Origin of the sequence: Salibacterium lacus, from assembly GCF_042684865.1 — a bacterium.
GTDB classification, from domain to species: Bacteria; Bacillota; Bacilli; order Bacillales; family Marinococcaceae; genus Salibacterium; species Salibacterium lacus.
On the sequence record NZ_JBHUML010000002.1, the window covers coordinates 1360098 to 1378861 of the forward strand.

The 18764-nt window shown below is 49.3% G+C and carries 17 protein-coding genes and 1 riboswitch; of the genes, 8 read left to right on the forward strand and 9 right to left on the reverse strand.

The window, feature by feature from the left end:
- Nucleotides 1-28: 28 nt before the first annotated feature.
- On the forward strand, nt 29-961 hold the full coding sequence (gene cysK / locus ACFSUB_RS07705) for a cysteine synthase A (protein ID WP_380712605.1): 933 nt from the start codon (nt 29-31) through the stop codon (nt 959-961).
- A gap of 416 nt (nt 962-1377) precedes the next feature.
- Nucleotides 1378-1596 (forward strand): DeoR family transcriptional regulator, encoded by a 219-nt coding sequence (locus ACFSUB_RS07710; RefSeq protein WP_090927175.1) that lies wholly within the window; start codon nt 1378-1380, stop codon nt 1594-1596.
- Nucleotides 1597-1642: 46 nt separating this feature from the next.
- Here the strand turns inward: ACFSUB_RS07710 and ACFSUB_RS07715 are convergent, their stop codons facing one another.
- The 4 genes from ACFSUB_RS07715 to ACFSUB_RS07730 all read right to left on the reverse strand — a co-directional run bounded on the left by ACFSUB_RS07715 (nt 1643) and on the right by ACFSUB_RS07730 (nt 5797).
- A complete protein-coding gene (locus tag ACFSUB_RS07715; protein WP_380712606.1) occupies nt 1643-2386 on the reverse strand; it encodes a pseudouridine synthase in 744 nt (247 codons plus the stop codon).
- Nucleotides 2387-2402: 16 nt separating this feature from the next.
- Nucleotides 2403-3545: a putative lipid II flippase FtsW gene (gene ftsW / locus ACFSUB_RS07720; RefSeq protein ID WP_380712607.1), complete on the reverse strand. Its 1143-nt coding sequence runs from the start codon at nt 3543-3545 to the stop codon at nt 2403-2405.
- Nucleotides 3546-3679: 134 nt separating this feature from the next.
- Nucleotides 3680-5317 carry a putative polysaccharide biosynthesis protein gene (locus ACFSUB_RS07725; RefSeq protein ID WP_380712608.1) on the reverse strand — a complete coding sequence of 546 codons (1638 nt, stop codon included), beginning with the start codon at nt 5315-5317 and terminating at the stop codon, nt 3680-3682.
- Between the two features lie 66 nt (nt 5318-5383).
- On the reverse strand, nt 5384-5797 hold the full coding sequence (locus ACFSUB_RS07730) for a secondary thiamine-phosphate synthase enzyme YjbQ (RefSeq protein WP_380712609.1): 414 nt from the start codon (nt 5795-5797) through the stop codon (nt 5384-5386).
- Between the two features lie 96 nt (nt 5798-5893).
- Here ACFSUB_RS07730 and ACFSUB_RS07735 point away from each other — a divergent pair, with 96 nt between their 5' ends.
- Nucleotides 5894-7168 carry a BaiN/RdsA family NAD(P)/FAD-dependent oxidoreductase gene (locus ACFSUB_RS07735; protein ID WP_380712610.1) on the forward strand — a complete coding sequence of 425 codons (1275 nt, stop codon included), beginning with the start codon at nt 5894-5896 and terminating at the stop codon, nt 7166-7168.
- A 62-nt stretch (nt 7169-7230) separates the two neighbouring features.
- Here the strand turns inward: ACFSUB_RS07735 and leuS are convergent, their stop codons facing one another.
- A complete protein-coding gene (gene leuS / locus ACFSUB_RS07740; protein WP_380712611.1) occupies nt 7231-9654 on the reverse strand; it encodes a leucine--tRNA ligase in 2424 nt (807 codons plus the stop codon).
- Nucleotides 9655-10040: 386 nt separating this feature from the next.
- Between leuS and ACFSUB_RS07745 the strand changes: the two genes are divergently transcribed.
- Genes ACFSUB_RS07745 through ACFSUB_RS07755 form a run of 3 tightly spaced genes read left to right on the forward strand, consistent with a single transcriptional unit; the run spans nt 10041 to nt 12160 of the window.
- The gene (locus ACFSUB_RS07745) at nt 10041-11012 is read left to right on the forward strand and encodes a TIGR01212 family radical SAM protein (RefSeq protein WP_380712612.1); all 972 of its coding nucleotides are present in this window, start codon (nt 10041-10043) and stop codon (nt 11010-11012) included.
- On the forward strand, nt 11009-11587 hold the full coding sequence (locus ACFSUB_RS07750; RefSeq protein WP_380712613.1) for a class I SAM-dependent methyltransferase: 579 nt from the start codon (nt 11009-11011) through the stop codon (nt 11585-11587). Before ACFSUB_RS07745 ends, ACFSUB_RS07750 begins: the two co-directional genes overlap by 4 nt.
- A 6-nt stretch (nt 11588-11593) precedes the next feature.
- A complete protein-coding gene (locus ACFSUB_RS07755; RefSeq protein WP_380712614.1) occupies nt 11594-12160 on the forward strand; it encodes a beta-class carbonic anhydrase in 567 nt (188 codons plus the stop codon).
- Between the two features lie 15 nt (nt 12161-12175).
- Here the strand turns inward: ACFSUB_RS07755 and ACFSUB_RS07760 are convergent, their stop codons facing one another.
- Together ACFSUB_RS07760 and ACFSUB_RS07765 are read right to left on the reverse strand one after the other, a co-directional pair.
- Nucleotides 12176-13249, reverse strand: a complete 1074-nt coding sequence (locus ACFSUB_RS07760; protein ID WP_380712615.1) for a tetraprenyl-beta-curcumene synthase family protein — start codon at nt 13247-13249, stop codon at nt 12176-12178.
- Between the two features lie 2 nt (nt 13250-13251).
- Nucleotides 13252-14058, reverse strand: coding sequence for an alpha/beta hydrolase (locus ACFSUB_RS07765; protein WP_380712616.1), 807 nt, complete (start codon nt 14056-14058; stop codon nt 13252-13254).
- A gap of 129 nt (nt 14059-14187) precedes the next feature.
- Between ACFSUB_RS07765 and ACFSUB_RS07770 the strand changes: the two genes are divergently transcribed.
- Nucleotides 14188-14706 carry a gamma carbonic anhydrase gene (locus ACFSUB_RS07770; RefSeq protein WP_380712617.1) on the forward strand — a complete coding sequence of 173 codons (519 nt, stop codon included), beginning with the start codon at nt 14188-14190 and terminating at the stop codon, nt 14704-14706.
- Between the two features lie 145 nt (nt 14707-14851).
- Here ACFSUB_RS07770 and metK read toward each other — a convergent pair whose 3' ends face one another.
- Nucleotides 14852-16060: a methionine adenosyltransferase gene (gene metK, locus ACFSUB_RS07775; RefSeq protein WP_380712618.1), complete on the reverse strand. Its 1209-nt coding sequence runs from the start codon at nt 16058-16060 to the stop codon at nt 14852-14854.
- Between the two features lie 164 nt (nt 16061-16224).
- A riboswitch (SAM riboswitch) is annotated at nt 16225-16340 on the reverse strand.
- Nucleotides 16341-16389: 49 nt separating this feature from the next.
- Nucleotides 16390-16782: a thiol-disulfide oxidoreductase DCC family protein gene (locus ACFSUB_RS07780; RefSeq protein WP_380712619.1), complete on the reverse strand. Its 393-nt coding sequence runs from the start codon at nt 16780-16782 to the stop codon at nt 16390-16392.
- Nucleotides 16783-16959: 177 nt separating this feature from the next.
- Between ACFSUB_RS07780 and pckA the strand changes: the two genes are divergently transcribed.
- Nucleotides 16960-18567: a phosphoenolpyruvate carboxykinase (ATP) gene (gene pckA, locus ACFSUB_RS07785; RefSeq protein WP_380712620.1), complete on the forward strand. Its 1608-nt coding sequence runs from the start codon at nt 16960-16962 to the stop codon at nt 18565-18567.
- Nucleotides 18568-18764 lie beyond the last annotated feature (197 nt).

The window sequence follows — 18764 nt, forward strand, 5'->3', positions numbered from 1 at the left end:
TACTTACGGAGAAAAAGGAAGTGTCATTATGCAAGTTGTATCCAATATGTCAGATTTAGTCGGAAACACTCCCCTTGTTAAATTGAACCGGCTCCCAGCCGCCGATGGAGCCGATGTATATTTGAAACTCGAATTCCAGAATCCAAGCGGCAGCCTGAAAGACCGTGCCTCCAACAATATGATTGCACAGGCGGAAAAAAAGGGCCTGCTTCGTCCGGATTCTGTCATTATTGAACCAACATCAGGCAATACCGGAATCGGTCTTGCCATGAATGCATCCGCAAAAGGATATCGTTCTATTCTCGTGATGCCGGACACGATGTCCCAGGAACGCATCAATCTGCTTAAAGCCTACGGGGCGGAAGTAGAACTCACACCTGGAAAGAAAAAAATGCCCGGCGCTATTGAAAGGGCACATGAGCTCGTAGAAGAAATACCTTCCAGTTTCATGCCGATGCAGTTTGAAAACGAGGATAACCCCGACGCACACCGCAAAGGTACAGCCGAAGAAATCAAAGCAGCGATGGATGAACTCGGCAAGCCGCTCGGAGCCTTTGTTGCAGCATCGGGGACAGGCGGAACAGTAACAGGTACCGGAGAAACCCTCCGCAGCTACTATCCAGAGACAGCCATCCACGTTGTCGAGCCGAAAGGATCCCCTGTTTTATCGGGAGGAAGCCCCGGCCCTCACAAATTAGTTGGTACGAGCCCCGGCTTTATTCCGCCGGTGTTAAACCAGGATATTTACGATTATATTTACAAAATCTCCGACGAAGATGCTTACGAAGCAGCACGGGGCCTCGCCCGGGATGAAGGGATTCTCGCCGGCCCTTCCACCGGTGCAGCCTGTTACGCAGGCATGCAGACCGCCAGCGGCATGAAACCGAATGAAATTGTCGTTGTCATTGCCTGCGACACAGGTGAACGCTATCTCTCCACCGATCTTTTTCGTCACAACTAAAACGAATAAAGAGAGAAGGGGCTGTATCAAAAGGTACAGCTCTTTTTCTATGATAATACAAAGGCTGCAATGCCGGCGGCGTACTTTTTCCATCCACAGACTTTGGATACAGCACCCGCTTTTGTAAACATTTAATTAAAAAAAATGATTTTTCTATACTTTTTATTAAGTGTTGCGAAACTCCCTTTTATATGCTTTGCGCGTGTTGAGGAAATATTGTATAATGCAACTACAACATAAGGGGCCATTGATAGGTTGGAAATATATATATGTACCATTTATGCTTTGGCTGATATCGCACTAGTTCGTCACACCATGACCGTTGCATCGTTTCCCTGTCAATGCGGATGACTAACAGCATGATGAAACGCCCCGGGAGTAGATCTCCCTATTCATTAAAGCTAAGGAGTGGTTTTTTGAGGCCATCAACCGACCGCATGATCACCCGGGTAAAATCGATTTATCTTTATATCAAAGAGAAAGGAACGGTGACAACGAGCGAACTGGTTGACGAATTCGGAATCACCCAGCGGACGATTCAGCGGGATCTGAACGTGCTGGAATACAATCATTTGGTCCACAGTCCTTCCAGAGGAAAATGGACAGCTACTAAAAAGAAGGTTAAAGTTTCTTAAGTCTATAACGGTATCCTGCGTATAACAGAACCCCCCGGGCGCCTGATCAGTCCGGGGGGTCCGTTTTTCCTTTGCGGTACGCTTCTTCAAGCAGAAGCTGCACTTCCTCTTCTTCCATATCGCGGTATTCACCGGCGCCCAGGCTTTCATCCAGCGGCAGTGAACCGATCTGTATCCTTTTCAAGTAACGGACTTCTTTTCCTACGGCTTCAAACATACGTTTCACCTGATGGTATCTGCCTTCCCGTATCGTTATCCGCACACGCTCCGGATCCTCAGGAAGCAGTTCAAGCTCAGCCGGTTTTGTCCGGTACCCATCATCCACCAGTGTGACTCCACGTGCGAACGCTTCTGTATCTTCCTCTGAGGCCTCTTTGTCCAAAAGCGCTTCATACGTTTTGGGGACCCCTTTTTTCGGCGAAGTCAGCGCATGGGAGAACTTCCCGTCATTCGTGAGCAGAAGCATCCCTTCGGTGTCTTTATCCAGTCTCCCCACCGGAAAAGGATGACGGACAACATCTTCCCATTCCAGTATGTCGAGCACCGTTTCATGCAGTTCATCTTCGGTGGCGCAGATGACACCAGCCGGTTTGTGCATCAATAGATAGATGTATTCGCGGTAATGAAGCGGTTCCCCTTTCACTTCAATATCCTGAGTGTCCGGATCCAGATGGACTGCACCGTTTTTCACTTTTTCTCCGTCCGCAGTCACGACTCCCTGCTTCAACAGTTTTTTTACATCTTTTCTTGTTCCAAAGCCGGTACTTGCCAGTAACTTATCAGCTCTCATTGCTTTTCTCTCCCTTTTATGCGTCTGCAGCCTGTTCTTCCCGGGCCCTTTTTGCACGTTTTCCTTCTCTTGAAATATTAGCCAGAATACCGATGCCGGTCATGGACACGAGCATCGAGGACCCTCCATAACTTAAAAACGGGAACGGAAGACCTGTAATCGGAAGTAGTCCGGTTGCCGCCCCCGCGTTCACGACAGACTGGCTCACAAGTTGAAATACAATGCCAAAAGCCAGAAGCGTTCCGAAAGTGTTCCGGCAGCGTATACCAGCTTTTATTCCTCTCCAGGCAATCGTCAGCAGGCAGATCAGAACGAACCCTATGCCGAAAATACCAAGCTCTTCTGCGATCACCGCCAAAATAAAGTCTGTATGGGGGTCAGGCAGATAATGCATTTTCTGCACACTCTGTCCAAGACCTGTACCGGTCAATCCGCCGTGTGCGATGGATATGTACGATTGAATAAGCTGATAGGCGCTTCCTCCGGCACGTTCGGCCGATTCAAATGGATCGCGGAAGGCTATCAAACGTTGGACACGGTAGGACTCACTCAATGCAAAGTACGTAATAACGATACCGGATAAAAAGGCAAGAACTGTTAAGTGCCGTAATTTCGCACCGGAAAGAAAGACGATGATACCGGCGGTCATTAAAATGGCGGCGGCGGTACCAAGATCCGGCTGAAGCATAATCAGCGAGAACACGAAGACAACCAGCACGAGCGGCGGCAGCACCCCGGTGATGAATTTATTGATATAGGCCTGCTTCTGGGAATACACCTGAGCCAGATAAATAATGACGGCCAGCTTCACAAATTCCGACGGCTGAATCGTAAACGGTCCGATGGAAATCCAACTTGTCGCCCCCCGGATCGTTGTTCCTACGATGAGCACGAGTATAAGAAGCAGAATGGTTCCCGCAATAAGAAACGGGGACAGCTTTTTCAGCGCCTCGTAACGAAGATGCATAAAAAAGAACAGCAGGACACTGCCGAGTACCAGCCAGATTAATTGTCTTTTGAAAAAGTAGGCAGGGTCGTCATACATATCAATAGCAAGCGGAAAGCTGGCACTGAAAATCATGATAACCCCGAACACAGCAAGCAGCAGAGCTGCTGATAATAACCACCAGTCATAGTCTTTGTAACGTCTCGTTTTCATATTACCTCCAGGGTGATTGCACGTCCCTTCAGCATGATTGTATTCTATCCCGGCAGACGGGAGTTATTACATTATACCACCGGGTCCTGCCGTGAAAAAGAGGACCCGGTCCCTGTTTTGCATCTTGTTTTTCATTACGGCAAATCTTTCGTCCGCTTTAAAAAGGAGAAACGGTCTCCCAGAATAACACCGGCCAGCCCGGTTTTCACACTCAGAATCAGGTACAGCCCGGCTCCTGCTGCAACGCTGAAAAACTCAACAAGAAATGCATGATACCAGGATTCCAGCGGAAACATCGTCTGCGCCCCTTCTTTAACAATCACAACAGCCGCTGTCATCACCAGCGTCAATGCGGCAATTAACAGCAGCCGTCTGGCAGGTTTTCCATAATGAAACGACGTAAAACGACCGATCCCCCGTATATTCATTCCAACAGCGGCAGCATAACCGGCAAGCGTACTGAAACTGCCGCCGACCGGTCCCATGTAATACAAAAACAGATAAGCGGTGGCGGCTTTTATGCAAAGTCCGATAAGTAGAGAAGCCACCACGTAACGCTGTCGGTTAATGCCCTGCAGAATCGCTGCCGTCACGGAAAAAATCGAGAAAAACAAGGCAGCCGGAGCGTAATACCTCAGGATATTGCCGCCAAGCTCCATATCATCTATGCCAAATAACACGGCAAAGGTAGGATAGGATAAAACCATCAGACCGGCCGAAGCCGGCACGGCAAGAAACAAAATGATCTGGTAAGTTTGCGTAATCTGGCGCTGCAGCAGTTCTTTGTTTCCATTTGTAAAAGCATTGGTGATGGCGGGAATCAACGTGACCGACATCGCTGTCGCCAAAGCAACCGGTATAAGAATAAGCTTGTGCGCCGATCCTGAAAAAGCACCATATGCCCGTTCCGCTTCGCGCTGTGTAAAAGCTTCCGAAGCCGTCAATGCATTGTTGAACGTAAACAGATCCACCATCTGAAACAATGGGATGGCAAGACCTACAAAAGAAAGAGGCAGCGCGTAAGCAAGCAGCTCTTTGTACATCGAAGGTAATGAGATATTGTAATCCACTGTACTCTGCGCTGCTTCCTGCTCGAGGTGGCGGCGCCGCTTTTTCCAATAAATAATCAGAACAAGCAGAGAGCCAAGACCGCCCACAAACGCGCCGAATGTAGCAAATCCGACCGCTGTACCACGCTCTCCACCAAAGATATGCAGCACAGCAAAAGCCATGGATAAAATAAAGGTGATGCGGACAACCTGCTCCACCACCTGGGAGGCCGCCGTCGGCCCCATTGACTGAAAACCCTGAAAGTAACCGCGGATAATAGACATGACAGGTACTAAAAGAAGCGCCGTACTGACCATTCTTATAGTGAAAATGACAGATGACATGTCATTACCGCCGATCGCGTCCGGACTGGGGATAATCCACCCTGCGATAACCGGAGCCATGAAAAATAAGCCGAGAAACGCAGCCACTCCGGTCAAACTCATAATAACCAGTCCGGACTGGAACAGACGTCGTCCCGTCCGGTAATCTCCGAGCGCGTTGTATTTGGAAACAAATTTGGATACCGCCATCGGTACACCAAGCGTAGCGAGGCTCAACAAAATCGTGTAGGGCTGATAGCCGTACTGATAAAGAGCCATCCCCTGCTGCCCGACGAGGGCAACAAAAGGAAACACAAAGATCATCCCAAGAAACTTGGATGAAAACTGGGCCAGCGACAGGATCATCGTGCCCCGTAAAAATTTATTAGAATCGGGCATGGTTTCCACTCCAATTGTCAGTGCTGAAGGTATATATCACTCGACATTTTACCACAATCTGCATAGTTACACTTCTGTTGTATCGGTGATACCCTTCACATACATGGAACGTCTGCGTGGACCATCAAATTCGCAGAAATAAATGCCCTGCCATGTGCCGAGCACAATCTTTCCCTTTTCTACAATCAGTGTCTGCTGGGTGCCGACAGTGGACGCTTTTAGATGGGAAGCCGAATTGCCTTCACCGTGCTGGTACTTCGGATGGTTCCACGGATACACCTCATCAAGCTTCATAAGCATGTCATGCAACACGTCCGGATCTGCGTTTTCATTAACCGTAATACCTGCGGTTGTGTGCGGGCAGTAAACGACAAGGATACCGTTTTGCATCTTTTGTTTATGCACCCACTGCTGTATGTCTTCTGTCACATCCACCATCTCGTCATGCTGTGATGTAGAAACGGTCATTTTTTCAAGCATTCAACACCCTCCTTCAGGCTTTGACAATCTCTTTCTTTCTGTATAACCTTAGCGTATCATTTATAGTAGAACTGATTAAATAAGGCGGGAATAAACATGACGTATCATACAATTATCATCGGAGGCGGACCGGCTGGTTTAATGGCAGCTGTGGCTGCCGCACAACACGGCGCCCGTGTCCTCATCGTTGATAAAGGAAAAAAACTCGGGCGCAAGCTTGCCATCTCCGGCGGCGGACGCTGTAATGTAACCAACCGGATGGAACAGAGAGAATTGATTGAACACATTCCGGGAAACGGCCGCTTTATGCACAGTCCCTTTTCGATTTTTAATAATGAAGACATTATCACCTTCTTCGAAAACCTGGGGATTGAGTTGAAAGAAGAAGACATGGGCCGGATGTTTCCGGTCAATGACAAAGCCATGACCGTCGTGCAGACTCTGCTTCAGAAAATAAAAGAACTCGGGGTTGACACCCGGCTTCAGACGAAAGTGGATTCTCTTACCTTTGAAGACGGCCGCGTAACGGGGCTGAAGCTTGATAACGGGGAAACACTCGAAGCCGGAAGCGTCATTGTTGCAACCGGCGGGAAATCAGTTCCCAATACCGGAAGCACCGGCGACGGATACCCTTGGGCCGAAGCAGCCGGCCATACGATCACGGAACTGTACCCAACCGAGGTCCCCATCACATCGGCGGCCTCTTTTATTCAGGAAAAAACGCTCCAGGGGCTTTCCCTGTCCAATGTCGCGCTCACTGTCTACACTCCGAAAGGAAAGAAAATAAAAACCCACCGCGGAGACATGATTTTCACGCATTTCGGCATTTCCGGCCCTATTGTGCTCCGGTGCAGCCAGTACGTTGTCAAAGCTCTAAAAAAACATGAAACAGGCACTATTCCGATGGGGCTTTCTCTATATCCGGACACCAACGTCGAAACGATGTTCCAGAATCTTGCCGAAACTAAAAAGCAGGACGGCGCTAAAGCGGCCAAAAATGCATTAAAACATGTTGCCCAGGAGCGTCTTCTCGCTTTCTTTCTGGAGCGCTGCAGTATACCGGAGTCCAAGCCGCTGCAGGAGGTGTCCAATGATGCTCTGCGCCGCCTTTCCCAAGTCTTAACGGAGTTCCGGTTTGATGTTAACGGCACCTTGTCCATTGAAGATGCATTTGTCACCGGTGGAGGCATTTCCATTAAGGAAATCCAGCCGAAACGGATGGAATCCAAAATGACCAGCGGCCTCTTTTTCTGCGGTGAAATTCTTGATATCCACGCTTATACCGGCGGGTTTAACATCACCGTCGCCTTCTCCACCGGCTATACGGCCGGACAGGCAGCGGCAGAAACAGCAGGAGCACATTCTTTTTAAGGAAACAGCCTCCATGCAAAGAAGAGCAGCCGTTCCTCTGCCGCAGAGGAACGGCTGCTCTTTTAACCGGCTGCGACTATATTAACGAGTCTTCCCGGGATCGCAATGACTTTGCGGATGGTCTTCCCTTCAATTTCTTCGCTGATCTTTTCGTCTTCTCTGGCAATGGTTTCAAGCTGCTCTTCATCAGCGTCTTTCGGTACAACCGCTTTGGAGCGTACTTTGCCATTAATCTGAAGTACGATTTCCACCTCATCTTCCACAAGCATGTTCTCGTCATACGACGGCCACGGCTCATAGGCAATGGTTCCTTCATGACCGAGAAGCTCCCATATTTCTTCGGCAAGGTGCGGAGCTACTGGAGCCAGCAGCTTGATAAAGCCTTCCATAAACGGTCTCGGGAGCGTTTCCTGTTTATAGGCCTCATTCATAAACACCATCAGCTGACTGATGCCGGTATTGAAGCGGAGATGGGAAAATTCTTCCGTCACCTTATACACTGTCTTATGATACGTGCGTTCAAAATCTTCGGTCCCGCCGCTTTCGGTTACGGCTTCGGACAGGGCCTGTTTTTCATCAGTGAATATCCGCCACACCCGGTCCAGAAAACGACGGGCGCCGTCCAGTCCGTTTTCCGACCAGGCCACGGCAGCCTCAAGCGGCCCCATGAACATTTCATAAAGACGAAGAGTGTCGGCTCCGTGGGTTTTAATAATATCATCCGGATTGACAACGTTGCCTTTGGATTTACTCATCTTCTCATTGTTCTCCCCAAGGATCATCCCCTGGTTGTAGAGACGCTGAAACGGCTCTTTTGTCGGCACCACGCCGATGTCATACAGTACTTTGTGCCAAAAGCGGGCGTAAAGCAGGTGCAGTACGGCATGCTCGGCGCCGCCGACATAAATGTCAACCGGAAGCCATTGTTTCAGTTTTTCTTCATCCGCAAGTTTTTCATCGTTGTCCGGATCGATAAAACGAAGGTAGTACCAGCAGCTTCCCGCCCACTGAGGCATGGTGTTTGTCTCGCGGCGTCCTTTCATACCGGTAGCAGGATCCGTAACTTCCAGCCAATCCGCTGCATTGGCAAGCGGGGATTCTCCGTTGCCTGACGGCTTGAATTCTTCCAGCTCCGGCAGTTCCAGAGGAAGTTCATCTTCGGGCACCGGTGTGAGAGAACCGTCTTCCCAGTGAATCATCGGGATAGGTTCTCCCCAGTAGCGCTGACGGCTGAAGAGCCAGTCACGAAGACGGTAGGTCACTTCTTTTTTCCCTTTACCTTCCTGTTCAAGACGTTCCGTCATGGTTGAAATGGCTTCTTCTGTATGAAGACCGTTCAGAAACCGGGAATTGATGTGCGGGCCATCCCCTTCATAAGCTTCTTCATCCATATTGCCGCCTTCTACGACTTCCACTATAGGAAGGTCGAACGCACTCGCAAATTCATAATCACGCTGATCATGGCCCGGCACTGCCATAACAGCCCCGCTTCCGTAACTGGCGAGAACGTAGTCGGCTGTATAAATCGGCAGCCTTTCATCATTGACCGGATTGATGGCATAAGCACCGGTGAACACCCCTGTTTTATCTTTTTGCAGTTCGGTCCGTTCCAGGTCACTTTTTGTGCCTACTGCCTGTTTATAAGCTTCTACTGATTGTTTCTGTTCATCAGTCGTGATTTCCTGAATCAGCTCATGCTCCGGGGCCATGACGCAGTAGGTAGCACCAAATAACGTATCAGGCCGGGTCGTAAAAGCGGTAAATATATGATCATGGCCATCAATGTCAAAATAGACTTCCGCCCCTTCCGAGCGGCCGATCCAGTTCCGCTGCATATCTTTCACGCTCTCCGGCCAGTCGAGCTCCTCCAGATCTTCAAGGAGACGGTCGGCATAATCGGTGATTTTGAGCATCCATTGTTTCATTGGTCTGCGTTCAACCGGATGATCGCCCCGCTCACTGCGGCCGTCGATCACTTCTTCATTGGCGAGCACCGTCCCAAGTGCCGGACACCAGTTCACTGCCACTTCATCGACATAAGCCAGTCCCTTTTTGTAAAGCTGAATAAAAATCCACTGCGTCCATTTATAGTACGACGGATCCGTTGTATTAATTTCACGATCCCAGTCGTAGGAAAATCCGAGAGCTTTAATCTGGCGTTTGAATGTTTCAATGTTGGCCTGGGTGAAGTCCCCGGGGTTTTTTCCGGTATCCAGAGCAAACTGTTCTGCCGGAAGACCAAACGCGTCCCATCCCATCGGATGAAGTACCTCATACCCCTGCATCCGTTTCATGCGGGAAATAATATCAGTCGCGGTATATCCTTCCGGATGTCCGACGTGCAGACCTGCGCCTGATGGATACGGAAACATATCCAGTGCATAAAATTTGCTGCCTGCTTCCGGATAATCCGGTGTTTTGAAAATGTGATTATTTTCCCAGTACTGCTGCCATTTCTTTTCGATATCCTGGTGGGGAAAAGCCATTGTGTATGTACCTCCTTTAATTTCCTTTATGTTCTATTTGACCCGCGTGTGGATTCATTAAAAACCTCCCGCCCCCTACCTGCTTCCTATAGGGACGAGAGGTTGTTTTTTCTACTGCTGTTCCCTGTCAACATTCTTCCTATATAAGTGAAGCGCTTTTGCGGGGGCTTTTTAATACTTGGTATTTTATGAACTTCCATCCCGTCTGTCAATATTGGTCAGGACACATAGTCCAAACCACGTCAATTAACAACATATTACCTATCTTACCATATTACACGCCCGTCTTGAAGAAGGCAAACGGGACCGTATTGGTGTCTGTTTGGATGTTTTCATAAATCATGCTAAAATACAAAAGTATAGCGTGTAGAAGGAGAGATTCAATCATGACGCTGAATGAACAGGACCAATCCCCCTTGAAGTGGGGAGAAAAACGTTATCATACATGGAATCATCACCTGCGCAGTCATTTCGGTGAAAAGATTTTTAAAATTCCTCTCGATGGAGGCTTTACGTGCCCAAACCGGGACGGCAAAGCAGCGTCGGGCGGCTGCACCTTCTGTTCGGCCCGGGGATCCGGAGATTTCGCAGGTGACCGGCGTGATGATCTGGTAAAACAGTTTCACGAGATCAAAGACCGGATGCACAAAAAATGGAAAAACGGAAAGTATATCGGTTACTTTCAGGCATTCAGCAATACGTATGCCCCCGTGGAAGAGCTTCGTGACATGTTTGAAGTTATTCTTGAACAGGACGGGGTTGTCGGTCTCGCCATAGCGACCAGACCTGACTGCCTGCCCGATGATGTCGTCGAATACCTGGCTGAACTGAACGAACGCACCCACCTCTGGGTTGAACTCGGCCTGCAGACCGTTCACGAAAGTACCGCCGACCTTATTAACCGGGCCCACGACTTTGAATGCTATAAAGAAGGAGTGAACAAACTCCGCGCCCACGGCATCCGCGTCTGTTCCCACATCATTGACGGACTGCCGCAGGAATCCTACGAAATGATGAAGGAAACGGCGGCTGAAGTGGCAAAACTCGATGTACAAGGCATTAAAATCCACCTGCTGCATCTGCTGAAACACACCCCGATGGTTCATCAATATGAGCAGGGGCTGCTTGAGTTCATGGACATGGAAGAATACGTGAATCTTGTCGTTGACCAGATTGAACTGCTTCCGCCTGACATGGTCATTCACCGCTTGACCGGGGACGGCCCTGCCGACCTGCTGATCGGGCCGATGTGGAGCCTGAACAAATGGGAAGTTCTAAATGCCATCGATGCGGAACTTGAGCGCCGTAACAGCTGGCAGGGAAAATATCACCAGCCGGAGGCAGCCCTTTCACGATGACAATGCCCGATGTGCTGACATTTGCCAAAGAATGGATGGAGAGGGTGCTCGAAAACGGAGATACAGCCATTGACGCCACCGCAGGCACCGGGCGGGACACCCTTCATCTTGCACATTGCGTCGGCAGCGGCGGACATGTATTCAGTTTTGATATTCAGACAGAGGCACTGGAACAAACAAAACAACGCCTTGACAAACATCTTCTCTATGAGCGGACAACCCTTATAAACAAAGGTCATGAGCACGCAGCGGCACAGATCCCTGCGGACCACCGGAAAAAACTGAAAGCAGCCGTCTTTAACCTCGGTTATCTTCCCGGGGGTAATAAAACAATCACCACCCGGACGGAAACGACGATACAAGCCATCTCACAGCTGCTGGATATCATAAAACCCGGAGGTCTTCTTTTTGTCGTCGTGTATCCGGGACATCCCGAAGGCAGAATGGAAAAAGATAAACTCGAAGAATACGCTGCCGCCCTGCCTCAAAGAGATATACAGGTGCTGCGCTATGAATTTATGAATCAAGTGAATCATCCCCCATTTTTATTCATTTTTGATAAAAGACAGGAGTGAGTATATATGACAATCATTGATTCCATGCTTTCTTTTAATGAAAAATTTGTAGAAGGAAAAGAGTACGAACCCTTACAGACGTCCAAGTTTCCGGATAAGAAAATTGTTATTTTGACGTGTATGGACACTCGGCTCGTTGAGCTGCTCCCCAGAGCATTAAATCTGAAAAACGGCGATGCCAAAATCATTAAGAATGCCGGGGCCATGGTAACAGACCCTTATGACAGTATCATGCGCAGCATCATTGTCGCCCTTTATGCCCTAAAAGCCGACGAAGTGGCTGTGATCGGGCATTACGGATGCGGCATGACCGGTTTAACGTCGGATGATATTTTCAGCCAGGCAGAGTCCCGCGGCGCCGATACAAGCCGGCTCCAGGAAGCAGCCTACGCCGGGGTGGATCTGGACAAATGGATGCATGGGTTCACAGACGTCGAAGAGAATGTCAGAAACAGTGCCGGTATCATCCGGAACCACCCTCTCCTTCCGGCAGATACTCCGGTCCACGGGCTGGCCATCTCCCCCGAAACAGGAGAGCTCACCGTTATTGAAAAAGCAGCCGCTTCCTCGTGAAGCCGCTGCTTTTTTTTACCCGTATATTGATTTGGAATTCCGCCGGTAGATCCAGGTGTTAATGTAAAAGAACGCTGCCGGCAGCCCCCCGAAACGGATGAAACGTTTCGCCGTTTGTTTCATCGACGGTTCCGTCTGCACCTTTTCATCCGCCAGATAAATCGCGAACAATCCTTTCACAATCAGCGAATGGAAGCCCGCATCCGGCAGTTTCCGCACTTTTTTCTCCGCTTCTTTTTTAAAGTAGCGGATCCGTTCCACCATTTCTTCTTCGTCTTCATACTGCGCACAGAAATTAAGTTCATCATCAGCAATGTCTTCCTGTTGATCAATAAAGTAATCCAGTAAAATATGAACGCCCTGCACGTACGGAAAGTAAGCCGATTTGATGGACCGGGCCTGGACGTCTGCCAGGTGGGATCTGGCGGCGTAAGCTCCGAGTGCGTAGATTCCAAGTGTAGAGCCGGTACAGGCATTGAATTCGTACCACCGGATATCAGGAAAGTCCTCTTTGACTTCATCGAACCAGGCAGTTAACCTCGGTACACGCTCTTCTTTTTGAACATGCTTATGAACCTGAAGAGTCCTGTAGTAATGAGATAATTCCTCCATGTACTCTTTCACATTCCAAAAGCCGGGAAATATCACAAGATGAGACTGGCAGGTTTCTACTAATTCCTTCAAATAACCCCCGTCGTCCTGATCATCCCGGTAAAAATAATAGTTCTCCACCTCACGTCCCGGTTCAAGCGCATGTTGCAGCGCTTTGTGAAGCATATGAAAATCATCAGGGTTCTGGGACTCACTCCAGTCACAAAGGCCGTCCAGATAATCGCAGATCGTCTGGTAGGCAATAATGAACTGAAGCACATTCTCTCTCCTGCTTTCCGGGGCAAACATGGCATACACCCCGCCGCCTTCACAATGAAAGGCTTTATTCTCAATGCTTATCAAGGCCTGTCTCTTCAGTTCCGGATTCGGTATCTGTTCCGCTTTTTCCCGCCACTGTCCCAGCAGGCGGTGCACCTCCGGAATAACTTCCCGGTAGATGCTGTACATCATGGTCCATGGCGTCGCTGGTACTTTCATAGTCATCCTCCTTCTTCCTGCATCGTCTTTTCAAGGCGTTGTTCCACAAAGTGCATCAGGAAGCTGAATACGTCTTCGCGCTCAGGCTCATGAAGCAGCTCATGATACAACCCTTTCCATTCCCGGTACGCACAATCTGAGATGTGAAGCTGGTTGAACCAGCGCCGTACCGAAAACCTATCTACAATATAGTCTTCACCAGCCTGCATCACCAGAGTGGAAACATCCGGATAATAATCCGGATAAAGTTGAGCCTGTTTTACAGCCTTCGTTAACTCCCGGTACCACCGGAGTGTTACCGTCGGTACGATTAAGTCGTCCTGCCTGAATGCCGCCCTTGTCTCTTCATGTCTGGTGAGGAGCTCTGCTGTAATCCCTGATTTGGCCCTGAACGAAGGAGTCACGTGGTGCATCATTTTCGCGGCGAGTTCCACCCCTCTTTTTGGGGAATCCGCCAGCCCGAGACACGGAGAGGAAAGAATAACTCCCTGAACCGGCAGGTATTTTTCCATCAATGTCCGTACTGCAATCAACCCACCCAGGCTGTGTCCGAAAAGAAATACCGGAACATCAAGAGCAGCTGCCTCTTTATACCAGTTGTACACAGCGTCTATGTACTGATCAAAACGGTCAATGTGACCTCTTTTTCCTCTTGTTTTCCCGTGTCCCGGCAGGTCACCGGCAACGACATGAAAACCCCGGGTGTTCAGACGATTGATCCATTCCTGGTAACGGCCGTGATGTTCACCGACTCCATGTATCAGCACTATGGTACCGCGTGGTTTTTCCGTTAACCATGTGTTTATCATCTTATTTGTTCCTGCCTTTCCGTCGCTGCATCGAACTCGAACAATCCCTGCACTATCCATTTTACTATGATTTTTGCTAAACTTACATTAAAGTAAGTAAAATTTTATGAAAGATTAGGAGGTTCCGCCATGCTCTATGATTATAAAGGAAAATTTCCAGAGATCGCAGATTCCGCTTACACAGCCGATTATGTGACCATCACCGGTGATGTGAAAATCGGCGAAGAATCAAGTGTTTGGTTCAACACCGTGATTCGTGGAGATGTTGCTCCCACCATCATCGGTAACGGGGTCAATATTCAGGATCAATCCGTTCTCCATCAGAGTCCGAAGAACCCCTTGATTGTTGAAGATGACGTTACCATCGGCCACATGGTCATCCTGCACAGTGCTATCATACGAAAAAACGCGCTGATCGGGATGGGGGCCAAGATTCTGGACCGTGCAGAGATCGGTGAAGAAGCTTTCATCGGTGCCGGTTCCCTTGTACCGCCTGGAAAGGTGATCCCACCGCGCACTCTCGCCGTCGGAAGTCCTGCCAGGGTGGTCCGTGACCTGACCGATGAGGACCTGAACGAGATGCACCGTATTCAGCAGTCCTATGTAGAAAAAAGCAGATACTACAAAGAATTAGCGTCTGATTCCTGAACCGTCATTCCTTTGTCTGCCGTCTGCTCTCTTTGTTTAAACAAATGCCGTATAAAGAATCCGGACGCTGCCGCATTCCAATAGAGAATGTCATCTACACGTCCGGATTTTTATCTGTGTATTCTTTTCATACAGGCTTATTTTTTCATTTGTTCTGCGCGGCCTGTTCTTTCAGTGCTTCCGCCTTATCAACGGCTTCCCACGGCAGTTCAACATCTGTTCTGCCAAAATGACCGTAGGCTGCAGTCTGCCGGTAAATCGGCCGGCGCAGATCGAGCATTTTTATAATGCCTGCCGGTCGGAGATCAAAGTTGTTGCGGACAAGCTCAGCCAGAATCTCTTCGGACACTTCCGCCGTACCAAACGTCTCCACCGAGACGGACACAGGACGTGCCACGCCGATCGCATAGGCAAGCTGCACTTCACATTTTTCGGCAAGCCCCGCCGCAATAATATTTTTAGCAGCATAACGGGCGGCGTAAGATGCGGAACGGTCCACTTTTGTCGCATCTTTTCCGGAAAAAGCCCCGCCGCCGTGACGGGCATAACCGCCGTACGTATCAACGATGATTTTTCTGCCGGTCAGTCCGGCATCTCCCTGCGGACCGCCGATTACAAAGCGGCCGGTTGGATTAATAAAATAGTTCGTCTCTTCATCAAGAAAGTGTTCCGGAACGACTGGTTTAATAACCTGTTCTTTCAGGTCCTTGTCGATCTCGTCCAGCGGTATATCGGCATGATGTTGCGTTGAAATAACGATTGTCTCCACCCGCAGCGGCTTCCCGTCTTCGCCGTATTCGACCGTCACCTGGGTTTTACCATCCGGGCGCAGGTAAGGAATCGTTCCATCATTGCGTACTTCGGTCAAGCGGCGTGCCAGTTTGTGTGCCAAAGAAATCGGGAGCGGCATCAGTTCCGGCGTTTCATTATCAGCATAGCCGAACATCAACCCCTGGTCACCGGCCCCGATTGCCTCCAGTTCTCCTTCGGTCATATGCCCTTCTCTAGCTTCCAGCGCACGGTCCACTCCCTGGGCAATATCCGACGACTGCTCATCAATCGATGTCAAAACAGAACACGTTTCATGGTCAAAACCATATTTGGCTCTTGTATACCCTATTTTCTTCAGCGTTTCGCGGACAATACTTGGAATATCCACGTACGTTGACGTGGTAATTTCCCCTGCTACCAGTACGAGTCCTGTATTCACGACCGTTTCGCATGCTACCCGGGCATTCGGGTCTTTCGATATGATTTCATCCAGAATGGCATCGGAGATTTGATCACAGATCTTGTCCGGATGACCTTCTGTTACTGATTCTGATGTAAATAAACGTCTTCCATCCGTAGACACGTGTACTGCCTCCTCTTCGTATTAGATCGTTACGGCACTCATTCCCTATGTTCTTACATCTCCAAGACGAGCAGGCGTAAACAGTGTTTCTTTATCTCATGAAAACATAAAGACCCCTTTTCCATGGCGAGGAAAAGGGGTCTTGATCCGTTCACCTTTTTCGCCTCTTATCTTCCAAGACGTTATTCCGTCTTTCCAGGTTAGCACCTTTGCCTCCTGCAAGAGGAGGATGGTTGCCGGGCTTCAAGGGGCCTGTCCCTCCACCAGCTCGGGATAAGAGTATCCGTTCAACAGTTATAGTACCTTACAACAAGATTTCTGTCAAATAATCAGCGCTTGATACCGCAGGTTCCGGACTCGCACGCTGCTCCTGAGAATGTATGGCGGTTGCGGGCAACAAGCCGGTACAGTGTTTCCCCGATCTGATCCGATCCGGGCAGGTGAAATAACGGAGCCACCCACTTTCCGGCCGGAAGCAGCTGTACGATCCGCTTCACCGCTGCAAATCCGGTATAAAGGTACGTATTATTTTCCAGAAGATGCATGGCTTCCTGTACATTCCTCCCTTTTAATAGTGGATACTTTTCCAGTGTATCGGGATGTTGAATATCGAGCCACGTGATCATACCTGCAGGATCTCTTTTATCGATGATGCGTTTGGACTCCCGGCAGATGCCGCAGCTTTGATCGTAAAAGACGACGATGGAGGACAAGTTATTCATAAAGAACCCTCCTGTTTTGTTTCATTATAGTATAACATATTTCTTCCCTCTGCCCGTTCCTTTTGAAACAAAGAAAAGCATAACATTTTTGAATAAAAAGTATAGACTGATTATCTAAATGTGTTATACTAATTCGTAACAAAAACAATATTCTGATAAAAGAAAGGATTTTCCGCCATGATGTCGTCCCGTTTTTCCACCCCTTTAACCCGTTTGATGGAAGGAAGGAACGTCAATATTGACCTTCCTGTGTCCCGTTTAATCGAAACGTCCCTTTCCCGGGGAGAAGGAATGCTCACTTCAAACGGTGCCCTTTCTGTCGCGACAGGTGAGTATACCGGACGGTCCCCCAAAGATAAATTTATCGTTCATGACAGCGTTTCCGCGGAAAAAGTGGATTGGGGAGAGGTCAACCGGCCGATCAGCAGGGACGTGTTCTCGTCCTTGTATGATCAGGTTCTCCATCACCTGGAAAATAAAGAAGAACTGTTTGTCACAAACGGGGCAGCAGGAGCGGACGCTTCCTACCAGCTTCCAATCCTGGCTGTCAATGAGTTCGCCTGGCACAACCTGTTTGCCCGTCAATTATTTCTGCGTTCCGGGGGACCGGACCGTGATACAGGTATGGAACCTTTCACTATTATCAGCGCCCCGCAGTTTAAGGCCGATCCTGAACGGGACGGCACCGATTCGGAAACCTTTATCATCCTCTCATTTGAAGAACGGGTTATACTAATCGGAGGAACGGAATACGCCGGAGAAATGAAAAAATCGATTTTTTCCGTTATGAATCACCTTCTTCCAGAGCAGAATGTTCTGCCTATGCATTGTTCTGCCAATGTTGGAGAAGAAGGAGATACCGCCCTTTTCTTTGGGCTGTCGGGTACGGGGAAAACGACATTGTCAGCCGACCCAAACCGGCATTTGATCGGTGATGATGAACACGGCTGGTCGGACAACGGCATTTTTAATATCGAAGGCGGCTGCTATGCCAAATGCGTGAATTTATCAGAGAAAAAAGAACCGCAGATCTGGAATGCGATTCGTTTCGGGGCTGTGCTTGAAAATGTTCATGTCGACTCCGAAACCGGTGCTCCTGATTACACGCACACTGATGTAACGGAGAATACGCGGGCGGCCTATCCGCTGGACAACATACCAAACGCGCTGGAATCGAGCCGCTCCGGCCATCCATCAACGATCATTTTCCTTACCGCTGATGCCTTCGGTGTGCTGCCCCCGATCAGCAGGCTGACAAAAGAACAGGCGATGTATCATTTTCTGAGCGGGTACACGAGCAAGCTTGCTGGTACAGAACGCGGAATCACTGAACCGGAAGCCACGTTTTCCACGTGCTTTGGCTCCCCGTTTCTTCCACTTGACGCCTCTGTCTATGCGGAAATGCTTGGGGCGAAGATGGAACATCACGGAACGGAAGTCTTTCTTGTAAATACAGGCTGGTCCGGCGGTCCGTATGGAACTGGAGAGCGGATTAATCTTTCCTATACCAGAGCAATGATTCAGGCGGCACTCGAAGGGGATCTGCAATCGTCTGAAATGGCAACCGAGCCGGTCTTTGGGCTTCACATCCCCCTGCAGTGCCCGGGCGTTCCGGATGAATTGCTGCAGCCTGCCTCAACCTGGAAAGATAAACAGGCCTACGCAGAGAAAGCAAAAGAACTGGCCCAACGTTTTGAAAATAACTTTCAAAAGTTCACCAATGTTTCCCAGGCCGTTCAAGATTCGGGTCCTTCCAGCCGTACCGCCGAAACAGCAGGCCGCTGAACAGCACAACGAACAGTCCGACGAAGCTGAGATAGAGGCTGTATCAAAAGGTGCAGCCTCTTTTCTGTGATATAGAAAATGTAATCATGGGCAGGAGCGAAAGGCGGCAGACGCATTATCTTGAACTTCAGCCCCAGAAAGAAATCCCTGCACGAAACGAGTCAGGGACAAAGCCTTTATGAGACAAGAAATGCCGA

What these genes read in the sequence shown, in the direction of transcription:
- cysK (WP_380712605.1), top strand. Translation starts at nt 29, where the DNA reads ATGCAAGTTGTATCCAATATGTCAGATTTAGTCGGAAACACTCCCCTT.
- ACFSUB_RS07715 (WP_380712606.1), bottom strand. Translation starts at nt 2,386, where the DNA reads ATGAGAGCTGATAAGTTACTGGCAAGTACCGGCTTTGGAACAAGAAAA.
- ftsW (WP_380712607.1), bottom strand. Translation starts at nt 3,545, where the DNA reads ATGAAAACGAGACGTTACAAAGACTATGACTGGTGGTTATTATCAGCA.
- ACFSUB_RS07725 (WP_380712608.1), bottom strand. Translation starts at nt 5,317, where the DNA reads ATGCCCGATTCTAATAAATTTTTACGGGGCACGATGATCCTGTCGCTG.
- ACFSUB_RS07730 (WP_380712609.1), bottom strand. Translation starts at nt 5,797, where the DNA reads ATGCTTGAAAAAATGACCGTTTCTACATCACAGCATGACGAGATGGTG.
- ACFSUB_RS07735 (WP_380712610.1), top strand. Translation starts at nt 5,894, where the DNA reads ATGACGTATCATACAATTATCATCGGAGGCGGACCGGCTGGTTTAATG.
- leuS (WP_380712611.1), bottom strand. Translation starts at nt 9,654, where the DNA reads ATGGCTTTTCCCCACCAGGATATCGAAAAGAAATGGCAGCAGTACTGG.
- ACFSUB_RS07745 (WP_380712612.1), top strand. Translation starts at nt 10,041, where the DNA reads ATGACGCTGAATGAACAGGACCAATCCCCCTTGAAGTGGGGAGAAAAA.
- ACFSUB_RS07750 (WP_380712613.1), top strand. Translation starts at nt 11,009, where the DNA reads ATGACAATGCCCGATGTGCTGACATTTGCCAAAGAATGGATGGAGAGG.
- ACFSUB_RS07755 (WP_380712614.1), top strand. Translation starts at nt 11,594, where the DNA reads ATGACAATCATTGATTCCATGCTTTCTTTTAATGAAAAATTTGTAGAA.
- ACFSUB_RS07760 (WP_380712615.1), bottom strand. Translation starts at nt 13,249, where the DNA reads ATGAAAGTACCAGCGACGCCATGGACCATGATGTACAGCATCTACCGG.
- ACFSUB_RS07765 (WP_380712616.1), bottom strand. Translation starts at nt 14,058, where the DNA reads ATGATAAACACATGGTTAACGGAAAAACCACGCGGTACCATAGTGCTG.
- ACFSUB_RS07770 (WP_380712617.1), top strand. Translation starts at nt 14,188, where the DNA reads ATGCTCTATGATTATAAAGGAAAATTTCCAGAGATCGCAGATTCCGCT.
- ACFSUB_RS07780 (WP_380712619.1), bottom strand. Translation starts at nt 16,782, where the DNA reads ATGAATAACTTGTCCTCCATCGTCGTCTTTTACGATCAAAGCTGCGGC.
- pckA (WP_380712620.1), top strand. Translation starts at nt 16,960, where the DNA reads ATGATGTCGTCCCGTTTTTCCACCCCTTTAACCCGTTTGATGGAAGGA.